Consider the following 23292-nt stretch of genomic DNA (forward strand, 5'->3'; position numbering starts at 1 on the left):
CCCGCATACGACGGAAATCGGCAGACGCTTACGCTCCCCAACCAGCCTGTTCTCCACCAACCCGCTCAGACACGATCTTCTCGGCCCATCCGGACCGCTTGTACGCAGCAATCGGGTTGGCGTCCAAGCCCATCTCTTCCCGCACCTCGGCAAGCAGCGGCCGCACGTCGGTGTTGTACGCATCCATCAGCACGGCATTCGCCTCAAGAACATCCCCCTCCCGCTGAGCCACCGCAAGAGCGTCCCGGTCGACCAGCAGCGCCTTCGCCGTCGCTTCCTGCACGTTCATCACCGACCGGATGATCGCCGGAATCTTCGCCTCGATGTTGTGGCACTGGTCGAGCATGAAGGCGACGTCGGGCGTGAACCCCCCGCCACGGATGACCTCGTACATGATCCGGAACAGCTGGAACGGATCAGCCGCCCCCACCATGAGGTCGTCGTCGGCGTAGAACCGCGAGTTGAAGTCGAACCCGCCGAGCTTCCCCTCCCGCAGCAGCGTGGCGACGATGAACTCGATGTTGGTGCCGGGAGCGTGGTGCCCGGTGTCGACGACGACCTGCGCCTTGGGACCGAGCTTCAGACAGTGCGCGTACGCCGTCCCCCAGTCCGGCACGTCCGTCGCGTAGAAGGCCGGCTCGAAGAACTTGTACTCGAGCAGCATCCGCTGCCCGTCACCCAGACGGTCGTACACCTCGGAGAGACCTTCGGCCAGCCGGTCCTGGCGAGCCCGCAGATCGTCCTGACCGGGATAGTTCGTGCCGTCGGCGAACCACAGCTTCAGGTCCTGGGACCCGGTCGCGTCCATGATGTCGACGCACTCCAGCAGGTGGTCCAGCGCCTTCCGGCGCACCGAGGCGTCCGGATGGCAGATGCTGCCCAGCTTGTAGTCGTCGTCCTGGAACGTGTTGGAGTTGATGGCCCCCAGCTTCACGCCCCGCTCCTCGGCGAACTTCGCCAGTGCCGCGTAGTCCTCGACCTTGTCCCAGGGGATGTGCAGGGCGACGGTCGGGGCCACCCCGGTGAACGCGTGTACCTGCGCCGCGTCCTCCAGCTTCTCCTGCGGAGTACGCGGTACCCCCTGCTGGGCGAAGACCTTGAAGCGGGTTCCGGAGTTCCCGTACGCCCACGACGGCGTCTCGACTGCCTGGGTCTTGAGAGCGGCCTTCACCGCGGCGAGCTCGGTCACTTTGAGGGCTCCTGTGACGTCGGGTCCGAAGGGCTTGCGAACAGCTTCACTGTGAAACGATTCAAGACGCGAAAGTATGGCGGCCTCGAAGGAGTGTCAACCCCTGCGACCAAGGCTGTTGCCCGTGACCCGGCTGTGACCTGAGTCCATCGAAACATTTTCGACACGAACCCATTGACGTGACATGCGCTCCATGCCTAACGTCCCGGCAACCAAGTTGAAACCTTTCACGACGCCGTAAGGGTCGTCCCGCCGGCGTCGTCGAGGAGCCCCCAATGACCCACCCGTCCACCACGGGTCCGGCCCCGGTTCTCGCGCTCAGGGACATTTCGAAGTCCTTCGGCGCGGTTCGCGCCCTGCGGGACGTCTCCCTGGAGCTGTTTCCCGGGGAGGTACACGCTCTCGCCGGCGAGAACGGCGCGGGCAAGTCGACCCTCATCAAGACCCTCGCGGGAGTGCACCGGCCGGACACCGGCCAGGTAGTGCTCGACGGCGAGCCGGTCCTCTTCCACGGTCCCGGTGACGCCCGCGACGCCGGTATCGCCGTGATCTACCAGGAGCCCACGCTCTTCCCCGACCTGTCGATCGCCGAGAACATCTTCATGGGCCGCCAGCCCCGGCGCGCGCTCGGCCGGATCGACCACAAGGCCACGCACGCCGCGACCCTGGCGCTGATGCAGCGTCTCGGGGTCGAGCTCGACCCCGACCGCCCGGCGCGCGGCCTGTCCATCGCCGACCAGCAGATCGTCGAGATCGCCAAGGCGCTGTCCTTCGAGGCCCGGGTCCTGATCATGGACGAGCCGACCGCCGCCCTCACCGGCAGCGAGGTGGCCCGCCTCTTCGGCGTCGTCAAGACCCTGCGCGAGCAGGGCGCCGCCGTCCTGTTCATCTCGCACCGCCTCGAGGAGATCTTCCGGATCTGCCAGCGGGTCACCACCCTGCGCGACGGCGCCTGGATCGCCAGCGAGCCGATCGAGGGCATGACCGAGGACGATCTCGTCCGCCGTATGGTCGGCCGCGACCTCGACGAGCTGTACCCCAAGCAGGACGTACGTCCCGGCGAGGTCGCGCTCACGGTGAGCCGGCTGACCCGGGAGGGCGTCTTCACCGACGTCTCCTTCGAGGTCAGGCAGGGCGAGATCGTCGGCCTCGCGGGCCTCGTCGGAGCGGGCCGTACCGAAGTCGCCCGAGCCGTGTTCGGCATCGACCGCTGGGACGCCGGCGAGGTCTCCGTGGACGGCAAGGCCCTGGTCAACGGCGCCCCGTCCACCGCGATGGCCGCCGGACTCGCCCTGGTCCCCGAGGACCGGCGCGCCCAGGGCCTCGTGATGGACATGTCCATCGAGCGCAACATCGGCCTCACCGGACTCCGTACGACCGTCAAGGCGGGCCTCATGGACCGCGGCGCCGAACGCAGCCGTTCACTCGACTGGGCCGTCAAGCTCCAGGTGAAGTACGCCCGGATCGCCGACACCGTCAACACCCTGTCGGGCGGCAACCAGCAGAAGGTCGTCCTCGCCAAGTGGCTGGCCACCGGCCCCAAGGTGCTCATCGTCGACGAGCCGACCCGCGGCATCGACGTCGGCACCAAGGCCGAGGTGCACCGGCTGCTCAGCGAACTGGCCGCCGACGGGGTGGCCATCCTGATGATCTCCTCCGACCTGCCCGAGATCCTCGGCATGGCCGACCGCGTGCTCGTGATGCACGAGGGCCGCCTCACCGCCGAGATCCCGCGCTCCGACGCCACCGAGGAAACCGTGATGGCCGCAGCCACCGGGAGGGCCGCCGCATGACGGTCACCACCCCCCAGCAGGCCCCTCCCGCCGAGGTGCCGAAGGCCGGTGCCACCCGGCTCGTCGACCGCGTCTTCAAGATGCGCGAACTCGCCATCCTGCTCGTCTTCCTGGTGATGATCGTCATCACCCAGATCGGGAACAGCGACTTCCTCACCGAGCAGGGCATCAAGGACCTGCTGCTGAACGCCACCATCCTGGTCCTCGTCGCCACCGGGCAGTCGCTGGTGGTCATCACGAGGAACGTCGACCTCTCGGTCGGCTCCACCCTCGGGATCAGCGCCTTCGCCGCCGGCAACTACCTCCAGGGCGGCGGGAACCCCGTCGTGGCGATCGGGCTCGCGGTCCTGTTCGGCATCGGCTTCGGCCTGCTCAACGGCCTCCTCGTCAGCCTCGGTCAGGTGCCCGCGCTCGTGGTCACCCTGGGCACGCTCTACATCATCCGGGGCATCGACTCGATCTGGGTCGGTTCCCGCCAGATCACGGCGGCCGACCTCCCGGACAGCTTCGTCAACTTCGGCTCCGGCGGCATCTCCGCCGTGCCCTGGCTGGCCCTGATCGCGCTCGCGGTGCTCATCGCCACCGCCTACTACCTCAAGCACTTCGGCAGCGGACGCGAACTGTACGCGCTCGGCTCCAACCCCGAGGCCGCACGGCTCGCCGGCATCCCGGTGCGCAAACGGATCCTGGCCGCGTACACCTTCTGTGGAGGCCTCGCCGGTCTCGCCGGCGCGATGTATCTGGCCCGGTTCGGCAACGTCGACTCCGGGACCGGCACCGGCTACGAACTGACCGTCGTCAGCGCGGTCGTGGTCGGCGGTGTCGTCTTCACCGGCGGCTCCGGCAGCGTCTACGGCGCGGCCCTCGGCGCCCTCCTGCTGACCTCCATCAACAGCGTGCTGCCCGCCCTCGGCGTCAGCTCGGTCTGGGTGCTCGCCATCAACGGCATCCTGCTCATCCTCGCCATCGCGGTCGACCGGATCGTCGCGCTGCGCGTGGCCTCCGCCCTGAAGAAGAGGAACGCCCGCCATGCCTGAGTCCCTCAGCCGCGCGATCCGCTGGGACACGGTCGTGGGCACGCTCCTGATCGTTGTCCTGCTGCTGTCCTTCGGCACCGTCGACGGCTTCGGCAACGCGCTGAACCTGTCGTTCCTGATCGGCAACACCCTGCCGATCGCACTGATCGCCCTGCCGATGACCATGCTCGTGGTCTCCGGCGAGATCGACCTCTCCGTCGCCTCCACCGCCGGTCTGTCCGGCGCGGTCATGGGCGCCCTGTGGAACCAGGGCATGACGATCGAGGTGATCATCCCGATCTGCCTGGTCCTCGGAGTGGTATGCGGGCTGGTCAACGGCCTGCTGGTCACCCGGCTGGGCCTGCCGTCCCTCGCCGTCACCATCGGCACCCTCGCCGCGTACCGGGGCATCGCGCAGATCGTGCTCGGCTCCGACGCGGTGACCGACTTCCCCACGCAGTACCTGGACTTCGCGGCGGGCCGGGTCGGGGACACGTTCATCCCGCAGGCCTTCCTGCCCTTCCTGGTCCTGCTCGCGATCGCCGTGGTCGTCCTGCACGCCACGCCGTTCGGGCGGTCGGTGTTCGCGACCGGCGCGAGCGAGGAGGCGGCGCGTTTCGCCGGCATCCGGGTCAAGCGCCAGAAGCTGATCCTGTTCACGGTGACGGGCCTGATGGCCTCCCTCACCGGCATCTTCTGGGCACTGCACTACGCCAGCGCCCGCTACGACAACGCCACGGGACTCGAACTCTCCGTAGTGGCAGCCGTGTTGCTGGGCGGCATCGACTTCGACGGAGGCAAGGGCACGCTCGGCGGTGCGATCGCGGGAGTCTTCCTGCTCGGCGCGCTGCAGAACGTGATGAGCCTCCAGGACGTCTCCGCCCAGTCCCAGATCGTCGTCACGGGCGTTCTGCTCGTCCTCTCCGTGCTCGGCCCGCGGGTCGCACGGCAGATCTCGGTTGCGAGGGCCGGCCGCCGAGCCGCCTCGACACCGGCGTCCAAGGCGCCCACACCGGCCGCATAGGTCCGGAAGCCCCAAGGAAACCTCGTATCCGCTCACCGTCGTAAGGAAGTTCCGTCATGCGCAAGTCATCCCTCCGCCGTTCCTGCGCGGCCCTCGCCGCCGGCACCTCCCTCGCCCTCGCGCTCACCGCGTGCGGCGGCACCACCAAGAAGGACGTGCAGGACGAGGGCGCCTCGGCCGCCTCGACCGCCAAGGCCGACCCGAACGCGGCCACCAAGAAGGGCCTGACCGTCGGCTTCCTGCCCAAGCAGGTCAACAACCCCTACTTCACCTCCGCCGACAAGGGCGGCGAGGCGGCCCTGACGGACCTGGGCTCGAAGTACAAGGAGGTCGGCCCGTCCAGCGCCACCGACACCGCCGGGCAGGTCTCCTACGTCAACACGCTCACCCAGCAGCAGGTGAACGCGATGGCCGTGTCCGCGCAGGACCCGGGCGCCCTGTGCACCGCCCTCAAGCAGGCCATGAAGAACGACATCAAGGTCGTCACCTATGACTCCGACACCAAGGCCGACTGCCGCAACGCCTTCGTGTCGCAGGCCTCCGCCGAGGACCTGGGCCGCACCGAGGTCCAGCTGCTCGCCGAGCAGATCGGCTACAAGGGCGAGATCGCGATCCTGTCCGCCGCGCAGACGGCGACGAACCAGAACACCTGGATCGACTTCATGAAGGACGAGCTGAAGGACCCCAAGTACAAGAACATCAAGCTCGTCAAGGTCGCCTACGGCAATGACGACGCCCAGCAGTCCTTCCAGCAGACGCAGGGCCTGCTCCAGGAGTACCCGAACCTGAAGGGGATCATCTCCCCGACCACCGTCGGCATCAAGGCCGCCGCCCAGTACCTCTCCGGCTCCAAGTACAAGGGCAAGGTCAAGCTGACCGGCCTCGGCACCCCCAACGACATGCGCAAGTACGTCAAGAACGGCACGGTCGAGGGCTTCGAGCTGTGGGACCCGTCGAAGCTCGGCGCGCTGGCCGCCCAGACCGCCGTCGCCCTGGTCTCCGGCCAGATCACCGGCAAGGAGGGCGAGACCTTCAAGGCCGGCGACACCACGTACATCATCGGCAAGGACGGCGTGATCAACCTCGGCAAGCCGACCGTGTTCACCGCCAAGAACATCGACCAGTTCAACTTCTAGTCGCGGAGCGGTACTTCATGCAGCGCGTCTGTTTCCTCCTCAAGGTCCGTCAGGACAAGCTCGCCGAGTACCGCGAACGACACGCCGCCGTGTGGCCGGAGATGCTGGACGCACTCTCGGCCACCGGCTGGCACAACTACTCGCTCTTCCTGCGCGACGACGGCCTGCTCGTCGGCTACCTGGAGACCGAGGACTTCGAGGCCGCCAAGGCCGGTATGGACGCCACCGAGGTCAACGCCCGCTGGCAGGCCGAGATGGGCGAGTTCTTCGAGTCCCTCGACGGAGCTCGCCCCGACGAGGCGATGAAACCGCTCACCGAGGTCTTCCACCTCGCCTGACCCCTCCCCGTAAGGCCCCATCAGGACCGCAGGAGCCGCACCATGAAAAGACGCACACTGCTGGCAGGTGCCATCGTGTCCGCCATGTCCACCACCGCGCTCACCGGCGGCACCGCCCGCGCCGCCGATCCCGGTCCCTCCGTCACCCGGACCGGCACCACCACGCTCGACAGCCAGGCGGTCTTCTTCGTCTCCTACGACGGCCTCGTCAACAACAACTCGTTCCAGAAGAACGGCCTGCTGACCTACAAGGGCTACCAGTACGCCGTCTGGTACACCGCCGACAAGAACGCCGTCGTCGGCCGCCGCGTCCTCGGCGGGAGCACCTGGTCCACCGTCCAGGTCGGACACACCCTCAAGACCAGCGACTCCCACAACGTCATCTCCATGGGCGTCTCCAAGGTGGACGGCCGCCTCCACCTCAACATGGACTCGCACAGCGACGGCTTCACCTACGTCAAGTCGGTCGCGGGCCTCATGGACAACCCGTCCGGACTGAGCTGGACCACCGCCCGGTTCGGCGCACCCCAGTCCACCCTGGACGGAGTGGCCCTCACGACGCAGTTCACCTACCCGCAGTTCGTCGCCACCCCGGACGGCAAGCTCCAGCTCAGCTACCGGCGCGGAATATCCGGCAACGGCCGCAACGCCCTGGCGGAGTACGACGGTTCGACCTGGACCGACCTCGGCGAGTGGTCCGCCTCCACCGGCACCTACACCAGCGAGCACGGCTCCTCGACGGCCCGCAACATGTACCTGCACGGCATCGACTACGACAAGAACGGCCGGCTGCACTCCTTCTTCACCTGGCGCGAGCAGAACGGCGCCGTGATGTGCTCCAGCGGCGGCATCACCAACCACGACACCGGTTACGTCTACTCCGACGACCGCGGCCGCACCTGGCGCAACAACGCCGGCACCGTCGTCGGCACCACCGGCGGCTCCGACAAGGTCGCCGTCACCGACAGCGGCCTGGTCATCGACGCACTGAACCCGGACCACTCCCTGATGAACCAGGAGAGCCAGTCCACCGACTCCTCCGGCCTGCCGCACGCGATCATCTCGTACGTCCCCGGCCGCTTCGGGCAGTGCACCACGAACTACGTCTCCGACCGCACCACCAACGGCCGCGCCTTCCACGTCCGCAAGAACTCCTCGGGCACCTGGCAGAAGACCGAGATCCCGGTCGTGCTCGGCTCCAGCCAGCGCACCAAGCTGATCCTGGACAGGTACGACAACGCCTACGCGATCTTCCCCTTCGGCCGGATCGCCGCCGCCTCCAAGGCGTCCGGGTACACCGACTGGAAGATCCTGTTCGACGGCAGCGGCCTCAACGCCTTCGGCGAGGTCGTGATCGACGAGATGCGGATCGCACAGGACAACGTTCTGTCGTTCATGTACCAGGAGAAGTCGAGCGGTACGACCCCATCGGCGCTGCACGTCGTCGACTTCGCACTGCCTGCCTGATCGTGACCGGTGTGGGGGCGGCTCGACGATAATGTGAAGGTCGTCCTGTCGCCCCCGTCTTCCTGTCGCTCCCCGTCTTCCTGGAGGTCCCTGCCCGATGGCCCAGTCGGTGGGTATCAAGGACGTAGCCCGCGCCGCCGGAGTCTCCGTCGGCACGGTCTCGAACGTCATCAACCGTCCGGACTCCGTCGCCACCGAGACCCGGGCGCGCGTCCTGTCCGCGATAGACCGGCTCGGCTATGTCCGCAGCGAGTCCGCGCGTCAGCTGCGCGCGGGCCGCAGCCGGATCATGGGTCTGCTCGTGCTCGACATGGGCAACCCCTTCTTCGTCGACGTCGCGCGCGGCGCCGAACGGGCCGCCCGCGACGACGGCCTCGGCGTGATGGTCTGCAACAGCGCCCAGAGCGCGAGCGAGGAGGCGGAGTACCTGTCCCTCTTCGCCGAGCAGCGGGTCCGTGGCGTCCTGCTCACCCCGGCCGACGCCTCCGGCCGTAACATCGACTCCTTCCGCCGCCACGGCATCCCCTTCGTCCTCGTCGACCGGGTCGCCGAGGGCACCACCGAGTGCTCGGTCTCCGTCGACGACGTCGCCGGCGGCGCCCTGGCCGTGCGCCATCTCGTGGACGCCGGGCACCGCTCCATCGCCTACGTCAGCGGCCCGCCCGGCCTCAACCAGGTCCGCGACCGCCGCACCGGCGCCCTCAACGCGCTGGCCGAGGCCGGCCTGGGCCCCGACAACCTGCGCGAGCTGCCCACCGAACGGCTCGACGTGGCCGCGGGCCGGGACGCCGGCGCCCGTCTCCTCGGCCTCGCCGCCCGCCCGACCGCCGTGTTCTGCGCCAACGACCTGCTCGCCCTCGGCGTCCTGCAGGCCATGTACGCGGCGGGGATCACGGTCCCCGACGACCTCGCCATCGTCGGCTACGACGACATCGAGTTCGCCGCCGCCGCGGCCGTCCCCCTCACCTCGGTCCGCCAGCCCGCCGTCACCATGGGCGCCCTGGCCGCCGAACTGCTCCTGGAGGAGACGGAGGCCGAGACCAGCGGCAAGCGCCACGAGCACCGCCGGGTGGTGCTCCAGCCCGAACTGGTGGTGCGGCGCTCCAGCCTGGCCGCGCGCTGACCCGAGAGTCAGTAAGATTTCATGATCGAAGGGGTCGGAAGGCGGACGAACCTGTGCTGAACTGGGACGCGTCCACAGAATGTCCGTCCGTCCCGGGAGCCCTGTTGACCGCGACCTACCGCCAGCCCGGCCTCGTCCTCACCGACCGCCGCTTCACCGTCCCCCTCGACCACGACGACCCGGCCGGGGAGACGATCGAGCTCTATGCCCGCGAGGCCGTCGCGAGCGACAAGGCGGGCCAGAACCTGCCGTGGCTGGTCTACCTCCAGGGCGGCCCGGGCTTCGGGGCGAACCGCTTCGTCGGCAAGGGGGCCTGGTTCGGCCGGGCCCTGAAGGAGTACCGCGTCCTCCTGCTCGACCAGCGCGGCACCGGCCACTCCACACCGGCCAACCGGCAGACGCTCCCGCTGCGCGGCGGCCCCGCCGAACAGGCCGACTACCTGGCCCGCTTCCGCGCCGACTCCATCGTCCGCGACTGCGAGGCGCTCCGCGCCCAGGTGACCGGCGGCGCCCCCTGGACCGTCCTCGGCCAGAGCTTCGGCGGTTTCTGCGCCACGACCTATCTGTCCCTCGCCCCCCAGGGCCTCGCCGCCGCCCTCATCACCGGAGGCCTGCCCTCCCTCGACGCCCACGCCGACGACGTCTACCGGGCCGCCTACCCGCGCGTGGAGCGCAAGGTCGCCGCGCACTACGCCCGCTATCCACAGGACGTCGAACGGGCCCGCCGTATCGCCGACCATCTCCTCACCCGCGACGTCACCCTGCCGAACGGCTACCGCCTGACCGTCGAGGCCTTCCAGTCCCTCGGCATCCTCCTTGGCGGCAGCGAGGGCAGCCACCGCCTGCACTACCTCCTGGAGCACGCCTTCGTCCGCACCGCGCAGGGCCCGGAGCTCTCCGACGCGTTCCAGGAAGAGGTCCAGGGCCTCCTCTCGTACGCCCCCCACCCGCTCTACGCCCTCGTCCACGAGGCCACCTACGGCCAGGACGAGCGGCCCACCGCCTGGTCGGCCGAACGGGTACGCACCGAGTTCCCGCAGTTCGACGCGGCCAAGACGCTCGCCGGCGACGAGCCGTTGCTGTTCACCGGCGAGTCCATCCACCCCTGGCTGTTCGACTGCGACCCGGCCCTGCGCCCTCTGCGCGAGACCGCCGAGCTCCTCGCCGCCCGCACCGACTGGCGGCCCCTGTACGACCCGGCCCGCCTCGCCGCCAACGAGGTCCCGGTCGCCGCGGCCGTCTACCACGACGACATGTACGTCGACACGGCCCACTCCCTCGAGACCGCCCGCGCGATCCGCGGTCTGCGCACCTGGGTGACGGACGAGTTCGAACACGACGGCGTTCGCGCGGGCGGCCCCCGCGTCCTGGATCGGCTGCTCGCCCTCGCTCGCGGGGAGGTCTGACGCCGGACACCCGGGCGGCCCGCGGGCGGCGACATGCCGCGCCCTCGATTCCGGCATAAGGTTCATTTCGGTCATGCGTCGACGCCGGAGTCGAGAGGACGTCAGTCGATGAGCACACCGTCACCCCACGGACGGTCCCGGATCGCCGCCCTCGCCGTGGCCGTGGCCGCCGCGAGCGCGTTCACCCTGGCGGCCTGCGACGACGACTCCGGCGGCTCGTCGACGTCCTCCGCCACGCCCACGGCCCCGGACACGGCCTCCTTCTCCGGCAACGCGGCTTCAGCGCTCGAGTCCGTCAAGGCCTCGGTGCGGGCCGAGGCATCCAAGCGGGCCGCGTCCGCCTCGGCCGCCGCCTCCTCCTTCGAGGCTTCCGTCTCCGCCGAGACGGAACGCGCCAACAAAGCCGCGCGGACCGAACTCGCCAAGGTCGACGGACAGGGCAACGCCATGTCCGACGTCACTATGACCGGCAAGCCGCGCTCCGAGACCGGCGGTCTGCTAGCCGTCGTCGTCACCATCACCAACAAGACCGGCAACACGGCCTCCTACGCCGCCCAGGTCGACTTCCTGGACTCGTCGGGCAAGGTGGTGGAGACCCGGTATGTCGGCGCGGAGGACCTGAAGCCGGGGGAGAAGGCCCAGCCCGTCGCCGTCAGCCGCAAGCCCACCGATCCGGTGCTGACACCCAAGCTGGCGAAGGCGCAACGGTATTGACTCAGGCGGCCGTGGCCAGCGTGCCGGGTGCACGGTGCGGGCTGACGACCCGTCCGTCGGGCAGAAGTTCACCGGTGTCGTCGAAGATGATGGTGCCGTTGCACAGCAGGCTCCAGCCCTGTTCGGGATGGGCCGAGACGATCACCGCGGTGTGGTGGAAGGGGCTGTCGGCGGTGGGGCACGGGGGCTGGTGGCTGCACATGACGTCTCCTCGATGCGTTCGGCTCCTGCCTCGGTTCGGCCGGTCATCTCTGTGGTAGCCGAGCTTGTTTTCCGTTGGATGAGAAGACCCCCACATCGCCGGAATCTCATCGGTGAGTTCTCGTCAGGTGGGCCGGTCCGCGGGGCCGTTAGGCTGAAGGCGATGCAAGAACAATTGATCGACCTCAGCGGCGACTGCGCGCGGTGCTTCGGCCTGTGCTGTGTCGCCCTGCCCTTCACCGCCTCCGCGGACTTCGCCCGCGACAAGCCGGCCGGCACGCCCTGCCCGAACCTCCGGGACGACCACCGGTGCGGCATCCACGCGAAGCTGCGCGTCGAGGGCTACAGCGGATGCACGGTCTACGACTGCTTCGGCGCCGGACAGAAGGTTTCGCAGGTCACCTTCGGTGGCCGGGACTGGCGTACCGGCCCGCGCGAGGACGCCCGCCGCATGTTCGACGTCTTCCCGGTCGTGCGCCAGCTGCACGAGTTGCTCTGGTACCTCAGCGAGGCGCTCACCCTGCCCGCCGCCCGCCCGGTCCACGCCGACCTCCGCCGCCTGCTCGAGCGGACCGACGCGCTCACCCGGGGGACCTCCGAGGAAATCGCCGCGCTGGACGTCCCCGCGCACCGGCAGGAGGTCAACGTCCTCCTGCTGCGGACCAGCGAACTGGTGAGGGCGGGCATGGGCGGCAAGAAGAAGAACCGCCGGGGCGCGGACCTGATGGGCGCCCGTCTCAAGGGCGCCGACCTGCGCGGAGCGAGCCTTCGCGGCGCCTATCTCATCGCGGCCGACCTCACCGGCGCCGACCTGCGCGGCGCGGATCTGATCGGCGCCGACCTGCGCGACGCCGACCTGACGGATGCGGACCTGACCGGCGCGTTCTTCCTCACCCAGCCCCAGCTGAACGCGGCCCGGGGCAGCGCCGGCACTCGGCTGCCGGACTCAGTCACCCGCCCCGGACACTGGACAGCGTGACTCCGAGGCGGCCGGGGCCTCGTCGGAATCCGCCCCGGGGACGGCCATGGGGCCACTGCTCGCCCGCCGTTCCAAGTGCAGCCGCAGCCCCTCCGGCATCAGCGTCAGCCGCTCGGTCACGCTGAGCCGGTAGCCGGGGTCGGCCCGCAGCTCGTAGCGGCGCAGCAGCAGCCCGAGCACCAGCGTGGCCTCGTGGAGCGCGAACTGCCGCCCGATGCAGGCCCGCGCCCCGGTGCCGAACGGCTTGAAGACATGCGGGGGACGCGACCGTACGGCCTTCGGGTCGAAGCGGTCCGGGTCGAACCGCTCGGCGTCGGCGCCCCACACCTCGGGGTCGCGCTGCAGCATGGGCGTGAGCACCAGCGTCCACGCGCCGCGGCGCATCGGATGCCGCCCGGCCAGCACGGTGTCCTGGAGGGCCTCCCGGGCGAACGCGGGTGCCGTCGGCCACAGCCGCAGCGACTCGTCCAGCACCCGGCGCACATACCGCAGCTTCGCCACCTGGTCGTACCCCGGTACGGCGGCCGAGCCCCAGACGCGGTCCACCTCGGCACGCGCGCGTGCCGCGACCTCGGGGTGTCGGGAGAGGTAGTGCAGGGCGAAGGAGAGCGCGCCCGACGTCGTCTCATGGCCGGCCACCAGGAAGGTGATGACCTGCCGGCGGACGTTCTCCGGTGACAGCCGCTCACCGGTCTCCGGGTGGGCCGTCTCCAGCATCCGGTCCAGCAGGTCACCGTCCCCGCCCGCCGCGCGCCGGGCCCGGACCAGGTCGTCGACCATGCGGTTGAGGTAGGCGATGTCGTCCGCGTTGCGCTGCGCGGCACGCCGTAGAAGAGCCGGGAAGGGCACGGAGTTGAGGCGCTGCGCGTAGGTGAGGGTGCCCACCATGGCCGTCACGAAGGGATGCGGCCGGTCCCGCTCGAAAGAGCCGAAGTCATGGCCGAACCCGGTCCGCGCGATGGTCTCCAGGGTCAGTTTGGTCATGTCGGCGGGGACGTCCACCGACCGGCCCGCCGCCTGTTCGCGGTCCCAGTGGTCCGTCAGCCGCCCGGCGACGGCCAGCATCATCGGGTGGTAGGCCTCCATCGCCTCGCGGCTGAAGCCCGGTGCCAGCACGTCGTGTGCCAGCTGCCAGTTCGGCTCGTGGTTGTACGCGGTGAACAGCCCGTCACCGGCGACCGGCCGCAGATTGGCGACCCCCAGACCGACATGCTTGGCGAACCGTGACTCGTCCGCCAGATCCGCCACCAGCTCGGCACCCCAGACGAACACGAACTCCCGGTTGAACGCCTTGCGCCGGTAGATCGGCCCCAACTGGCGGGCGAAGCGCAGGGAGTCCTGGAGCGGGGTGGCCCGGTTGACGCCGAGGACGTCACCGAGCAGGGGGAGCCGGCGCGGCGGGTGCGGAATGCGGTGCAGCTCCGGCCAGCCCAGCTCGGCACTGCGGAAACCCCTGGGCTGCGCGGCCCTTGTCGTCGTCTCCGCCATGACAAGATCTCCCTTGATCCAGCGGCAGTTGAGCGCGTTGTACGTGGGTTCAATAACGCGCCTCAGTCTGATCCCGTTGTTGAACCGGCGTCAAGTAAAGTGCGGGCATGGCCGGGAAGCAGGGCGAGCGCACGCGCCGCAGGCTCAGCACCGAGGAGCGCCGCGAGCAGCTTCTGTCGGTGGGGGCGAGGCTGTTCTCGGAGAGCCCGTACGACGAGGTGTGGATCGAGCAGGTCGCCGAGATCGCCGGTGTCTCGCGCGGGCTGCTCTACCACTACTTCCCGACGAAGCGGGACTTCTTCGCGGCGGTCGTCGAGCGCGAGAGCGGGCGGATGCTGGCCATGACCGCGGCCGTGCCCGGCATCCCGGTGCGCGAGCAGCTCACCGCGGGGCTGGACACCTATCTGGAGTACGTGTCGGCGCACGCGCACGGCTACCGCGCCTTTCACCGTGCCGACGCCGCAGGCGACCAGTCCGTCCGCAAGGTCTACCAGCGGGCGCTGGCCGCGCAGGAGCGGCAGATCCTGGCGGCGCTGGCCGCGGATCCGGAGTTCCGGGCACAGGCCGAGGAACGCCCCGACCTTCAGCTGGCCGTCCGCGGCTGGCTGGCCTTCACCACGGCCGTCTGTCTGGAGTGGCTGAGGGGCTCCGACCTCTCCCGGGAACAGGTGCGCGATCTGTGCGCACGAGCCCTGCTCGGCGTCCTCAGGCCCTGACCGGAAGTCGCCCGTCCATCACGCACCCCAAGGTTGGCTTCGTCGCCGATCTTCGATAGGTTAGGCAAGGCTTACCTTATGCGGCAATGGATGGGTGACAGTGATGGGTGACAGCCAAACCTGGACGGCCGCGCCTTCCGCGGCGGAGCACGCCCGGTCGGTGCTCGCCGCCTCGTGGTCCTGTGCGGTGACCGCCGAGGGCGGCCGCGAGGAGTTCGTCGGCGCGCACACCGTCGCCGAGGACGGGCGGGTGACACTGGACGTGCCCGAGGACAGCACCCTGGTCGCGGCCGCGATCTGCGCGCCCCGCGGCGAGCCGTCCGCCGTCCTGGAGTTCGCCGACGTGGCACCTGTCCCCCTGCGCAGCCGTATCCGCGCCCGGCTCTGGATCGCCGGGTGGTTCGTCCCCGTGGACGGCCGGCTGGAGTTCACGACCACGCGCGTGGTGCTGCGCAGGCCGTCCGGCGCGGTGGTCGTCGACCTCGACGAGTTCGCCGCCGCCGCGCCCGACCCGCTCGCCACGGCCGAGGCCCGGCTGCTCACCCACCTCGCCGACTGCCACCCCGACGCGGTCGAGCGGCTCACCCGGCTCGTCGACGCCGACAGTCTGCACGGCGCGGTCCGCGTCCAGCCCCTCGCCGTGGACCGGCACGGACTGACGCTGCGGATCGAGCGCGCCCGCGCCCACGGCGACGTACGCCTGCCCTTCCACGCGCCCGCCGACGACGTGGCGCGGCTGACGGAGCGCATGCACGTCCTGCTGGCCCAGGCGAGCGCCGCGTCCTGCCCGCGTGCCCTACAGCGGCAGCGCACAGACCGCGACGGGTGAGGCGAACGGCTCGCCGGCGCGCCGCAGTGCACCGCTCGTCGCGTCCACGTGGAACACGCTGACACTGCTGGACCTCTGGTTCGCCGCGAACAGCAGTGTCCCGTCCGGCGAGAAGGCGATCTGCCGCGGGAAGTCACCGTTCACCGGAACCGTGTCGAGCAGCCGGAGCCGGGCGCCGTCCGCCTCCACCGCGTAGCGCGTGAGGCTGTTGTGGCCCCGGTTGGCCAGATAGGCGTACGAGCCGTTCGCGGTGACCAGCAACTGCGCCGGGTAGTTCGTGCCCGAGCCCGTTCCCGTGGACTGCGCCGCCCCGACGGAGAGGCGCCCGGTCCTGCGGTCATAGGCGCAGACCGCCACCGTGTTGTCGACCTCGTTGGCCAGGTAGGCGTACCGCCCCCCGGGATGGAAGGTGAGATGGCGCGGTCCGGCACCGGCCCGGGTGTGGGCCCGCGAGACCTCCGTGAGAGCGCCGGTCCGTTCGTTCAGGCGATAGCTGTAGACGGTGTCCGTGCCCAGGTCGACGGCGAGCACATGGCCGCCGTCGGGACTGGTGAGGAACTGGTGGGCGTGCGGACCCTCCTGGCCGGGCCCCGGCGCCGGACTGGAGTGCGTGACCGTTTCCCTGCGTTCGCCGAGCGCTCCCGAGGAGGCGATCGGGTGCACGGCCACGCTGCCGGAGCCGTAGTTGGCGCTGAGCAGCCAGCGGCCGCCCGGATGCACCGACAGATGACACGGCCCCGCCCCGCCGGTGCCGCGGCTCCCCAGGACCTTGCGGTCGGACAGGCGTACGGCGGTCACGGCACCGGCGTCCTGCTCGTCGACCGCGTACAGCGTGCGGCCGTCGGGGTGCAGCGCGAGATACGACGGATTGGTGACGCCAGTGATCGTGCCGGTGCCGGTGATACGCCCGCTGTCGGCGTCGTACCTGGCGACGCCGATGCCGTTGCCGCCGCCCTCGGCGGAGGTGTAGGTGCCGAGGTAGAGGGGCCGCGGGCCGGTCGGAGCCGGAGCGGACGGTGCTTTCGTGGGGCTCGGTGAGACCGTTTCAGGGGAGCCGGGAGTCCGCGAGGGCACCGACTCCGCCGACGACCCGGACGACGTCGAGCAGCCGGCGAGTCCCGAGGCGGCTCCCGCGAGAACGCCGACGAAGCCGCGCCTGCTGCAGCCGCCGTTCGCACTGCCCATCCCTGCGCACCCCGGTGATCGATCGTCGCGGTCGTGACAGCCACCTTCACCCGGATCACGCGCCCCGTGCAACCCGAGCCCGCGCGGCCCGCTACCAGTCGCCGTCCTGGACCGGCTTGCCCGGTGCGTCCCCCAGCTTCTTGACCTGGTGCGATCCCGGCGGCTGCCAGGGCTCGTGATCGTCCCCGAGCCAGTCTCCGACCGGCTTCACGCCCTCCAGGGGGTCCGTCGGGGCGAGGTCCTCCGCGTCCTGGTCGTAGTAGTCGAACCAGGGCAGTCCCGCATGGGTGTACGCGGCGCGGTCCACGGGCGACGGCGGAGGAGCCTCGCCGGTGATGCGGCGCCACTCGGGCGGTGTCACCAGGTGCACGAACACCCGGCCGGCCGGTGTGTCCGCCCAGTCCGACAGCGGCCGGTCGTCCCGGTAGACCTCCTGGCGCATGGAACCCCCGACGCCGAGCCCCATGGCCGGAGCACTGCGGGGCGCCCCCGCCGGAGCGGCGGGCGCGGCCATCGCCATGGGCACGGCAGCGCCGTAACCCATGGTGGGCCTGCTCGCCAACCGCAGCCGCCGCTGCGCCTGGCGCCACTCGGTCAGCCGCTCCTCGACCAGCGGGAACGACTGCAGCTGGACACCGCCCCAGACCTCCTCGCCCGTGACCTGCCCCTCGACGGTCGCGCCCAGCCCGAGCGGCACGGCGACGAACTGGCGGACCGTCCCCTTGCCGGAGTTGATGCCGTCCAGCCACGGCTGCCGGGGCAGGACCACGTAGTTCTGCGGGTCACGGGTGAGCCGGTCGCTCCAGGGCTTCCCCGAGACCGCGCACACCTTGCCCACCCCGACCTGGAGCGCAGCGGGCTCGGTGGTGCTGCCGAAGCTCAGCCACATCGCCTCGCGCAGATACACCGGCAGCATCACCCCGCCGCGGGCCCGCCACTGCTCCGGCACGGTGTCGGCGTAGTCGGAGACGCGACGCACCGGGAACTCGCCGAGCCCCGGCGGCAGCGGATGCGTGCCGGTCTCGGGCAGTCGCAGGGTGCGGACGAACCGCACCGCCGCACCGCCCGGCAGCCGCAGTGTGTTCCCGTCGATCCGCACACTTGTGCCGGTCATCGGCCCGCCCCCTGTGTCTGCTCGATGTGCCTGTCTCACCTGGAACGACGGGAGAGCACCGGGCGGTTCCCGCGCCACCGCTCCTGGAGCCGGGTCAGATGCGGCATCCGCTCACGCTGCTCGCGGGCGGCCTTGTCCAGCTCCTCCAGCAGACGGCGGGAGCGGTGCTCGGTGTCGAGCTCGTCGAGGATGCGGTTGACCTCGGTGAGGACGGCGCCGTGCAGCTGCCAGTGGCGGGAGTCGCGCTGGACCTCCTCCAGCAGCAGCTGGGCCAGTTTGTCGCGGGTCGCCGTGGCCTGGCGCAGCTCGGCGGTGAGCCGGGCCTCCGCGGACTCGGCGCTCACGCTGACATGGGTGGTGACCAGGACCGCGAAGCTGACCACGGCGTCACCGATCTCGGACAGCAACTGCTCCACCGTACGACCGGTCTCGGGCCCGAACAGCGGCTCGGGAGCCTGGCCCTCGTCGATCGCGTAGGGCTCGTCGGCGAAGGGGTCGCGTTCCTTCGCGAGGTCGGTGAGGGTGCGGGCGAGGACCCGCAGCACGACCGTGCAGATCTCCAGGGTGTCCAGGCCGGTGCGCAGCACCACCCGGTGCAGCAGACCCTCCTTCACCCTGGGGTTCAGTTTGAGACTGTCCTCGGCCTGCCGGAGGGCCGCGTCCACCTCGACGATGTCGTGGTCGAGCTCGCGCGCCTCGTACAGCCGGGCCGTCGCCAGCTCCACGGGGGTACGGCCCGCGGCCTCCTCGCCCATCCGCAGCATCAGCTTCCGCACCCGGCGGGCCAGCCCCTCGATCGACTCGCCCGCCTCGCCCACCCACACCGGGGGAGCGAGCAGCAGATTGAAGGCGAGGCCGACGACCGCGCCGATCAGCGTCTCCACCACGCGCGCCCAGGCGGTGTCCCCGACGGTCGTCACCCCGAGCACCAGCATCGCGCTGATCGCCACCTCGGGCACGAACTCCTCGACCCGCACCAGCCGTCCGACCACCAGCGACGCCACGATCAGCAGGGCCAGGCTCCACCAGGTCAGACCCACCAGCAGACTGAAGGCGATGGCGACGAGGACTCCGGTCACCACGGAGTTCACCCGGCGGATGCCGGTGGTGAGCGTGGAGTAGAGGGTGACCTGCACGACCAGCAGCGCCGTCAGGGGAGCCGTGAGCGGTGCCGCCTCGGGGCTGAGCCGCAGCGCGATGACGTACGCGATCGTCGCCGCGCCCGCCGACCGCAGTGTCTGCACGAGGACAGGGTCCCGGCGCCGCTTCACAAACCGCACCAGGGACGCCGTCCACTCACGTACATGTCGCATCCTCAGTGTGTTCCTCTTCCACATAGACGTCCGGTGCACTCCTTGCGGACCGTAACTGTCCGCAAGCGTGCCCACCTTGTGGGGTGCGGCCGATTGACGGCAAGGGGCCAGGGCAGTGATCGCGGACACCCGGCAACCTCGGGCGGTCCCTGGGGAAAACCCCCGGCGTCGACGGTGGACCGCCGGATGGCCCGCGGCCGGTCGGGCGCGAAAGCGTGGAGCGATGACCTGGAAACGGACCTCGACCATCCTGACCCTGATCGTCACACTCGGCACGGTCGCGCCGGCGGCGGCGACGACCCGGGCACCGGCCCCGTCCGTCGTCGACGCCCTCGACCGGACCGCGCACCCGCTTCGGACCGTCGAACCCGGCGGCGACACCCGCGATCTGCGACCCCTCGACCGGATGATCGCCGACGCCGAGGTCGTCGGCGTCGGCGAGGCCACGCACGGCTCGCACGACTTCTTCGCCCTCAAGGACCGCCTCTTCCGCCACCTCGTCGAGGAGAAGGGCTTTCGTACCTTCGCCCTCGAGGCCCCCTGGAGCACCGGCCTGCGGCTCGACGACTACGTGGTGCACGGCAAGGGAGACCCGCGGCGCATCATGCGCGAGGAGTTCCAGCGCGACTACCAGTGGTGGAACAACACCGACTATCTGCGGCTCGTCGAGTGGATGCGGGGGTACAACATCCGCCACCCCGCCGACCCCGTCCACTTCGTCGGCGACGACACCGCCTGGACCGGCCCCGAGGTGTACGACAGGGTCGTGGCCCGTGTGGCCGCCGCCGACCCCGGCTCCGGCGAGCGCCTCAAGGGGCTGTACCGCGGGCTGCGGCCCACCGCGCCGACGGGAACGTACATCGAGAGCTACCTCGGCAAGCCGTACGCCGAACGCAGGGAGATGGCCGAACGCACCAGCGAGGCACTGGAGCTGGTGAAGCGGGCGGGGGCCGGCGAGCGGACCGTCCAGGACGCCACGGCGATCGACCGCACCGCCCGCCAGTACGCCTTCGACTTCGAGGAGCCCGGACAGATCGCCGAGGCCATGCGCTACCGCGACCGGGCGATGGCCGCCAACGTGCTCTGGTGGCAACGGCACACCGGGACCAGGGTCCTGCTGTCCGCGCACGACGCCCATGTCGGCTACGAGAGCTATGACCCCGCCTACCCGAAGATGCAGGGCGCCTTCCTGCGCGACGGTCTGGGAGCGGCGTACGTGAACATCGGCCTGACGTTCGACCGGGGCTCGTTCAACGCCACCGACCAGGACGAGACCGCCGTACGGCGCTGGACGGTGGGCCCGGCCGCCCCCGGCAGCAACGAGTGGACCCTCGACCGGGTGAGGTACCGCGACTACGCGGTCGACCTGCGGACGGTCGGCTCACCGGCGCGCGCGTGGCTCCGCCAGGCCCGCCCGACCTACCGCATCGGCACCGCCTACCCCGACGGGCCGCACGATGTCGCCCTGGCCCGCACGCACGACATCCTGATCCACCTTCACCGGGTGGAGGCGGCCCGGCTGCGGGACCGGTAACCGGCGATCTTCGCGAGGTTGCCGCAGCGGTCCATCGAGCACCAACGGCGGCGGCGGGCCTGCGAGTCGTCCAGGAACAGCAGGGAACAGTCCGGGTTCTCGCACTCCTTGACCCGCTCCAGGAGCGGGCCCCGCACCAGGAGTACGGCGTCCCGCGCCACCGTCGCCAGGGCCGCGCGGGCCGGACTGCGCGCCGTCCACCGCACCGGACCCAGCTGGGGCGCGAGATCCGGCTGGGCGGCGACCGCGTTGACCCGCTCCACGTCGGCCGGTTCGGGTTCCCGGCCGGCCATCGCGGCGCGGACCAGGCCGTACAGGGCCTCGCGCAGGAGGCGGGCGTCCGTCAGGTCCCGAGCCGTGACCCGCACCGCACCCCCGTCGGTGGCCAGCTCCGCCTCCGTGAACCAGCGCGCGAGGGCAGTGGTGTCGGGGAGTCGTTCCAGTGGCGTGGCGTGCCGTTTGCCGAGGGTGGCCGCGAAGTCCAGACAGGGGCGGCCGCCGATGAAGGGGAACGCGAGTGCCGGGTCGGCGGGGGCGGGGCTGCCGGTCATGCGTCGAGCGTACACCGGTTCATGGGGTGTCGGATCGATGGGCCGAGCCTCTTGACACCGGTTGAGGAGGTGTCCGATGGTGACACCACTTCACGACACCACTTCAACGGGTGTCAGTCGCTCGGGTGGCCGGGCAGAGAGCAGGTGCGGTATGCGTGCGGTGCGGATCGACAGGTTCGGCGGACCGGAGGTACTGGTGCCGGTCGACGTCCCCGACCCGGTACCGGGCCCCGGAGAGGTGCTGGTGCGGATCGCCGCGGCCGGGGTGAACCGGGCGGACGCCCTGCTCCGCGCCGGCCTCTACCACCGCGGCGGACGCCCGCCGCTCATCCCGGGCGCCGAGGCCGCGGGCGTCGTCGTGGAGGTGGGTGAAGGCGTGACCGACTTCGCGCCGGGACAGCGGGTCATGGCCCTGGACGGCGGCAAGTCGTCAGGTCTCTATGCCGAGTTGGCGACGGTGTCCGCCACCCAGGTGGTCGTGCTCCCCGACGGCGTGGACCTGGCCCGGGCGGCGGCCCTGCCGATCGCCTGGCTCAGCGCCTGGTACTGCGTGCGGCATCTCGCCCGTGTCGCCAAGGGCGACACCGTGGTGGTGAAGGCGGCGGCGAGCGGTGTCGGTACCGCGGCCGTGCAGATCGCCGCCGAGGCGGGGGCGCGGGTCCTCGCCCTCGCCGGTTCGGCCGAGAAGGCCGCCTGGGCGGGGGAGTTCGGTGCCGACGTCACCGTCGACACCTCCGCCCACCCCGACGACGCCGAGGTCGAGGAGGTGCTCCGGCTCACCGACGGCCGTGGCGCCGACGTAGTCCTGGACACCGTCGGCGGCCGGGCCTTCGGGCACAGCCTGCGTGAAGTGGGTCACGGCGGGCGGGTCGTGGCCCTCGCCAACGTCGCCCTGGAACCGAGCACAGTCGACACCCGCGACTTCTATCCCAAGAACGCCTCGATCCTCGGCTTCCAGCTCACCAACCTCCAGCTCCACGGCTACGACCCCCGCCCCGACCTGCGGGAACTGGCCGACCGGGTGGCCGCCGGCCGCTATCGCGTGCCGATCGAGACCGTCGTACCCCTGGAAGAGGCGCGGGCCGCGCACGAGCGGCTGGAACGGCGTGACAACCGCGGCAAGATCGTGCTCTCGGTCGGACCGGAATTCGGCAAATGAGATGCGTCCGTCCTCCTCGCCAGGTGATCATCCGGAGTGTCGTGGGTGAGTCGCGGGTGAGGAGACGCCGATGGATCCAGAGGGATCGGCTCGAGCACGGGCAGCGCTGAACCATGTGGCGGCCGTCTCGGAGGGGCCGGCCGTCCCCCCGGACGCGCGCATCACGCTGAACTTCCATCCGGACCGCGTGGCGCGCGGCCTGCCCCTCCTGGAGGCCCTGGCCCAGGACGGCGTCTACCACTCGCAGTTCGTCACCGGCACGAGCAACGGCGGGCTGACCGCGCACCCCGGCGGCGACCGCTGGCGCTGGGAGAGCCGGATCTTCGGCGGCGCCTACGACGACGCGGACGCCCATGACCGGCCCGTGTACGGCGCGCTGAACTTCCGTCGTCAAGTCGTGGGCGCGGCCCCGCGGTTCGGCTCCTCGCACTTCCGGCTGACCGGCGAGCCGCTGGCCCGCGCCACCTTCTGCTACCCCGACAGCGCCGCCGAGCCGGTCCACTTCGGGGTCGCCGCCGGCATGTCCCTGATCGCCCTCGCGGAAGCGGACGAGCAGGACGCCCTGAACGACTACATCGAGGCCCAGGTGCACGGCGGCGTGGACCTGGCCCGCGATGTGGAGGCACTCGTCCTGGACGCGAGCTACCGGAACACCCCCGTCGAGGCGGCGGCACACCTGCTGCCCGTCCCCGTCGAGTGGCACCCCGGCTACCGGATCACCGTCGCCGAACTGCACCGCCACGCCGACTACCGCGGACAGGAGTACGCCGACCTGGGCGCGAGCATCGCGGAGGACGGCGTGGTCGACCCGCGCATCATCGGTGACGCCGCCCGGACGGGCCGCTACGAACTCCAGCACCTGAAGATGGTCTGGCACACGCTGGCCCGATTCGGTGCGCCGGAGGCGACGGCTCATGCGGGGGAGGCCGCGGGGGGCCGGACGCCGGTGGTGAGCACCCCGGGCGCGTAGGCCCACGAATGGCCTCGGTGTGCGGGACACGTTCCGTACTCTGTTCC

At 70.7% G+C, this 23292-nt stretch carries 22 protein-coding genes; 15 read left to right on the top strand and 7 right to left on the bottom strand.

Annotation, left to right across the window (positions count from 1 at the left end; translation table 11 throughout):
* Positions 1-28: 28 nt before the first annotated feature.
* Positions 29-1189, bottom strand: a complete 1161-nt coding sequence (gene rhaI / locus ACIBJB_RS10165) for an L-rhamnose isomerase (RefSeq protein WP_398928571.1) — start codon at positions 1187-1189, stop codon at positions 29-31.
* 275 nt (positions 1190-1464) lie between these two features.
* Between rhaI and ACIBJB_RS10170 the strand changes: the two genes are divergently transcribed.
* From ACIBJB_RS10170 to ACIBJB_RS10210, 9 genes are all read left to right on the top strand, one after another.
* Positions 1465-2982, top strand: coding sequence for a sugar ABC transporter ATP-binding protein (locus ACIBJB_RS10170; protein ID WP_398928574.1), 1518 nt, complete (start codon positions 1465-1467; stop codon positions 2980-2982).
* Positions 2979-4019 carry an ABC transporter permease gene (locus tag ACIBJB_RS10175; RefSeq protein WP_398928576.1) on the top strand — a complete coding sequence of 347 codons (1041 nt, stop codon included), beginning with the start codon at positions 2979-2981 and terminating at the stop codon, positions 4017-4019. Before ACIBJB_RS10170 ends, ACIBJB_RS10175 begins: the two co-directional genes overlap by 4 nt.
* The gene (locus ACIBJB_RS10180; RefSeq protein ID WP_398928578.1) at positions 4012-5022 is read left to right on the top strand and encodes an ABC transporter permease; all 1011 of its coding nucleotides are present in this window, start codon (positions 4012-4014) and stop codon (positions 5020-5022) included. Before ACIBJB_RS10175 ends, ACIBJB_RS10180 begins: the two co-directional genes overlap by 8 nt.
* 56 nt (positions 5023-5078) lie before the next feature.
* A complete protein-coding gene (rhaS, locus tag ACIBJB_RS10185; protein ID WP_398928580.1) occupies positions 5079-6158 on the top strand; it encodes a rhamnose ABC transporter substrate-binding protein in 1080 nt (359 codons plus the stop codon).
* A gap of 17 nt (positions 6159-6175) precedes the next feature.
* On the top strand, positions 6176-6496 hold the full coding sequence (locus tag ACIBJB_RS10190) for an L-rhamnose mutarotase (RefSeq protein ID WP_398928582.1): 321 nt from the start codon (positions 6176-6178) through the stop codon (positions 6494-6496).
* 42 nt (positions 6497-6538) lie between these two features.
* On the top strand, positions 6539-7963 hold the full coding sequence (locus ACIBJB_RS10195) for a BNR repeat-containing protein (RefSeq protein ID WP_398928585.1): 1425 nt from the start codon (positions 6539-6541) through the stop codon (positions 7961-7963).
* Between the two features lie 97 nt (positions 7964-8060).
* A complete protein-coding gene (locus ACIBJB_RS10200) occupies positions 8061-9086 on the top strand; it encodes a LacI family DNA-binding transcriptional regulator (RefSeq protein ID WP_398928587.1) in 1026 nt (341 codons plus the stop codon).
* Between the two features lie 104 nt (positions 9087-9190).
* The gene (locus tag ACIBJB_RS10205) at positions 9191-10492 is read left to right on the top strand and encodes an alpha/beta fold hydrolase (protein WP_398928589.1); all 1302 of its coding nucleotides are present in this window, start codon (positions 9191-9193) and stop codon (positions 10490-10492) included.
* 108 nt (positions 10493-10600) lie between these two features.
* The gene (locus tag ACIBJB_RS10210; protein ID WP_398928591.1) at positions 10601-11206 is read left to right on the top strand and encodes an FxLYD domain-containing protein; all 606 of its coding nucleotides are present in this window, start codon (positions 10601-10603) and stop codon (positions 11204-11206) included.
* 1 nt (position 11207) lies between these two features.
* Here the strand turns inward: ACIBJB_RS10210 and ACIBJB_RS10215 are convergent, their stop codons facing one another.
* A complete protein-coding gene (locus ACIBJB_RS10215; protein ID WP_398928593.1) occupies positions 11208-11408 on the bottom strand; it encodes a DUF5999 family protein in 201 nt (66 codons plus the stop codon).
* Positions 11409-11570: 162 nt separating this feature from the next.
* Between ACIBJB_RS10215 and ACIBJB_RS10220 the strand changes: the two genes are divergently transcribed.
* Positions 11571-12386, top strand: a complete 816-nt coding sequence (locus ACIBJB_RS10220; RefSeq protein ID WP_398928595.1) for a pentapeptide repeat-containing protein — start codon at positions 11571-11573, stop codon at positions 12384-12386.
* Here ACIBJB_RS10220 and ACIBJB_RS10225 read toward each other — a convergent pair.
* The gene (locus tag ACIBJB_RS10225; protein WP_398928597.1) at positions 12354-13874 is read right to left on the bottom strand and encodes a cytochrome P450; all 1521 of its coding nucleotides are present in this window, start codon (positions 13872-13874) and stop codon (positions 12354-12356) included. The two genes, ACIBJB_RS10220 and ACIBJB_RS10225, sit on opposite strands and share 33 nt — an antisense overlap.
* Positions 13875-13981: 107 nt before the next feature.
* Between ACIBJB_RS10225 and ACIBJB_RS10230 the strand changes: the two genes are divergently transcribed.
* Both ACIBJB_RS10230 and ACIBJB_RS10235 read left to right on the top strand, forming a co-directional pair.
* Complete coding sequence (locus tag ACIBJB_RS10230; RefSeq protein WP_398928600.1) at positions 13982-14590, top strand: TetR/AcrR family transcriptional regulator; 609 nt, start codon at positions 13982-13984, stop codon at positions 14588-14590.
* Between the two features lie 103 nt (positions 14591-14693).
* A complete protein-coding gene (locus ACIBJB_RS10235) occupies positions 14694-15419 on the top strand; it encodes a DUF2470 domain-containing protein (RefSeq protein WP_398928602.1) in 726 nt (241 codons plus the stop codon).
* On the opposite strand, the gene ACIBJB_RS10240 is transcribed toward ACIBJB_RS10235, so the two are convergent.
* From ACIBJB_RS10240 to ACIBJB_RS10250, 3 genes are all read right to left on the bottom strand, one after another.
* Positions 15387-16604 (bottom strand): lactonase family protein, encoded by a 1218-nt coding sequence (locus ACIBJB_RS10240; RefSeq protein ID WP_398928604.1) that lies wholly within the window; start codon positions 16602-16604, stop codon positions 15387-15389. The genes ACIBJB_RS10235 and ACIBJB_RS10240 overlap by 33 nt on opposite strands.
* A gap of 91 nt (positions 16605-16695) precedes the next feature.
* Positions 16696-17718, bottom strand: coding sequence for a hypothetical protein (locus tag ACIBJB_RS10245; protein ID WP_398928607.1), 1023 nt, complete (start codon positions 17716-17718; stop codon positions 16696-16698).
* Positions 17719-17753: 35 nt separating this feature from the next.
* A complete protein-coding gene (locus tag ACIBJB_RS10250; protein WP_398928609.1) occupies positions 17754-19031 on the bottom strand; it encodes an aromatic acid exporter family protein in 1278 nt (425 codons plus the stop codon).
* Between the two features lie 223 nt (positions 19032-19254).
* Between ACIBJB_RS10250 and ACIBJB_RS10255 the strand changes: the two genes are divergently transcribed.
* The gene (locus ACIBJB_RS10255) at positions 19255-20565 is read left to right on the top strand and encodes an erythromycin esterase family protein (protein WP_398928611.1); all 1311 of its coding nucleotides are present in this window, start codon (positions 19255-19257) and stop codon (positions 20563-20565) included.
* On the opposite strand, the gene ACIBJB_RS10260 is transcribed toward ACIBJB_RS10255, so the two are convergent.
* A complete protein-coding gene (locus ACIBJB_RS10260; RefSeq protein ID WP_398928613.1) occupies positions 20529-21116 on the bottom strand; it encodes a CGNR zinc finger domain-containing protein in 588 nt (195 codons plus the stop codon). The genes ACIBJB_RS10255 and ACIBJB_RS10260 overlap by 37 nt on opposite strands.
* A gap of 151 nt (positions 21117-21267) precedes the next feature.
* On the opposite strand from ACIBJB_RS10260, the gene ACIBJB_RS10265 reads away from it, so the two are divergent.
* Together ACIBJB_RS10265 and ACIBJB_RS10270 are read left to right on the top strand one after the other, a co-directional pair.
* Entirely contained in the window at positions 21268-22275 is a 1008-nt protein-coding gene (locus ACIBJB_RS10265) for a zinc-binding alcohol dehydrogenase family protein (RefSeq protein WP_398928615.1), read from the top strand.
* 70 nt (positions 22276-22345) lie between these two features.
* Positions 22346-23245, top strand: a complete 900-nt coding sequence (locus ACIBJB_RS10270) for a DUF3626 domain-containing protein (protein ID WP_398928617.1) — start codon at positions 22346-22348, stop codon at positions 23243-23245.
* Positions 23246-23292 lie beyond the last annotated feature (47 nt).

It is taken from the genome of Streptomyces sp. NPDC050759 (genome assembly GCF_044456945.1).
Lineage (GTDB): Bacteria > Actinomycetota > Actinomycetes > Streptomycetales > Streptomycetaceae > Streptomyces.

What these genes read in the sequence shown, in the direction of transcription:
- ACIBJB_RS10255 (WP_398928611.1), top strand. Translation starts at nt 19,255, where the DNA reads ATGACCTGGAAACGGACCTCGACCATCCTGACCCTGATCGTCACACTC.
- ACIBJB_RS10200 (WP_398928587.1), top strand. Translation starts at nt 8,061, where the DNA reads ATGGCCCAGTCGGTGGGTATCAAGGACGTAGCCCGCGCCGCCGGAGTC.
- rhaS (WP_398928580.1), top strand. Translation starts at nt 5,079, where the DNA reads ATGCGCAAGTCATCCCTCCGCCGTTCCTGCGCGGCCCTCGCCGCCGGC.
- ACIBJB_RS10170 (WP_398928574.1), top strand. Translation starts at nt 1,465, where the DNA reads ATGACCCACCCGTCCACCACGGGTCCGGCCCCGGTTCTCGCGCTCAGG.
- ACIBJB_RS10240 (WP_398928604.1), bottom strand. Translation starts at nt 16,604, where the DNA reads ATGGGCAGTGCGAACGGCGGCTGCAGCAGGCGCGGCTTCGTCGGCGTT.
- ACIBJB_RS10265 (WP_398928615.1), top strand. Translation starts at nt 21,268, where the DNA reads ATGCGTGCGGTGCGGATCGACAGGTTCGGCGGACCGGAGGTACTGGTG.
- ACIBJB_RS10195 (WP_398928585.1), top strand. Translation starts at nt 6,539, where the DNA reads ATGAAAAGACGCACACTGCTGGCAGGTGCCATCGTGTCCGCCATGTCC.
- ACIBJB_RS10190 (WP_398928582.1), top strand. Translation starts at nt 6,176, where the DNA reads ATGCAGCGCGTCTGTTTCCTCCTCAAGGTCCGTCAGGACAAGCTCGCC.
- ACIBJB_RS10180 (WP_398928578.1), top strand. Translation starts at nt 4,012, where the DNA reads ATGCCTGAGTCCCTCAGCCGCGCGATCCGCTGGGACACGGTCGTGGGC.
- ACIBJB_RS10175 (WP_398928576.1), top strand. Translation starts at nt 2,979, where the DNA reads ATGACGGTCACCACCCCCCAGCAGGCCCCTCCCGCCGAGGTGCCGAAG.
- ACIBJB_RS10235 (WP_398928602.1), top strand. Translation starts at nt 14,694, where the DNA reads ATGGGTGACAGCCAAACCTGGACGGCCGCGCCTTCCGCGGCGGAGCAC.
- ACIBJB_RS10245 (WP_398928607.1), bottom strand. Translation starts at nt 17,718, where the DNA reads ATGACCGGCACAAGTGTGCGGATCGACGGGAACACACTGCGGCTGCCG.
- ACIBJB_RS10225 (WP_398928597.1), bottom strand. Translation starts at nt 13,874, where the DNA reads ATGGCGGAGACGACGACAAGGGCCGCGCAGCCCAGGGGTTTCCGCAGT.
- ACIBJB_RS10220 (WP_398928595.1), top strand. Translation starts at nt 11,571, where the DNA reads ATGCAAGAACAATTGATCGACCTCAGCGGCGACTGCGCGCGGTGCTTC.
- ACIBJB_RS10260 (WP_398928613.1), bottom strand. Translation starts at nt 21,116, where the DNA reads ATGACCGGCAGCCCCGCCCCCGCCGACCCGGCACTCGCGTTCCCCTTC.
- ACIBJB_RS10215 (WP_398928593.1), bottom strand. Translation starts at nt 11,408, where the DNA reads ATGTGCAGCCACCAGCCCCCGTGCCCCACCGCCGACAGCCCCTTCCAC.
- ACIBJB_RS10210 (WP_398928591.1), top strand. Translation starts at nt 10,601, where the DNA reads ATGAGCACACCGTCACCCCACGGACGGTCCCGGATCGCCGCCCTCGCC.
- ACIBJB_RS10250 (WP_398928609.1), bottom strand. Translation starts at nt 19,031, where the DNA reads ATGCGACATGTACGTGAGTGGACGGCGTCCCTGGTGCGGTTTGTGAAG.
- ACIBJB_RS10270 (WP_398928617.1), top strand. Translation starts at nt 22,346, where the DNA reads ATGGATCCAGAGGGATCGGCTCGAGCACGGGCAGCGCTGAACCATGTG.
- ACIBJB_RS10230 (WP_398928600.1), top strand. Translation starts at nt 13,982, where the DNA reads ATGGCCGGGAAGCAGGGCGAGCGCACGCGCCGCAGGCTCAGCACCGAG.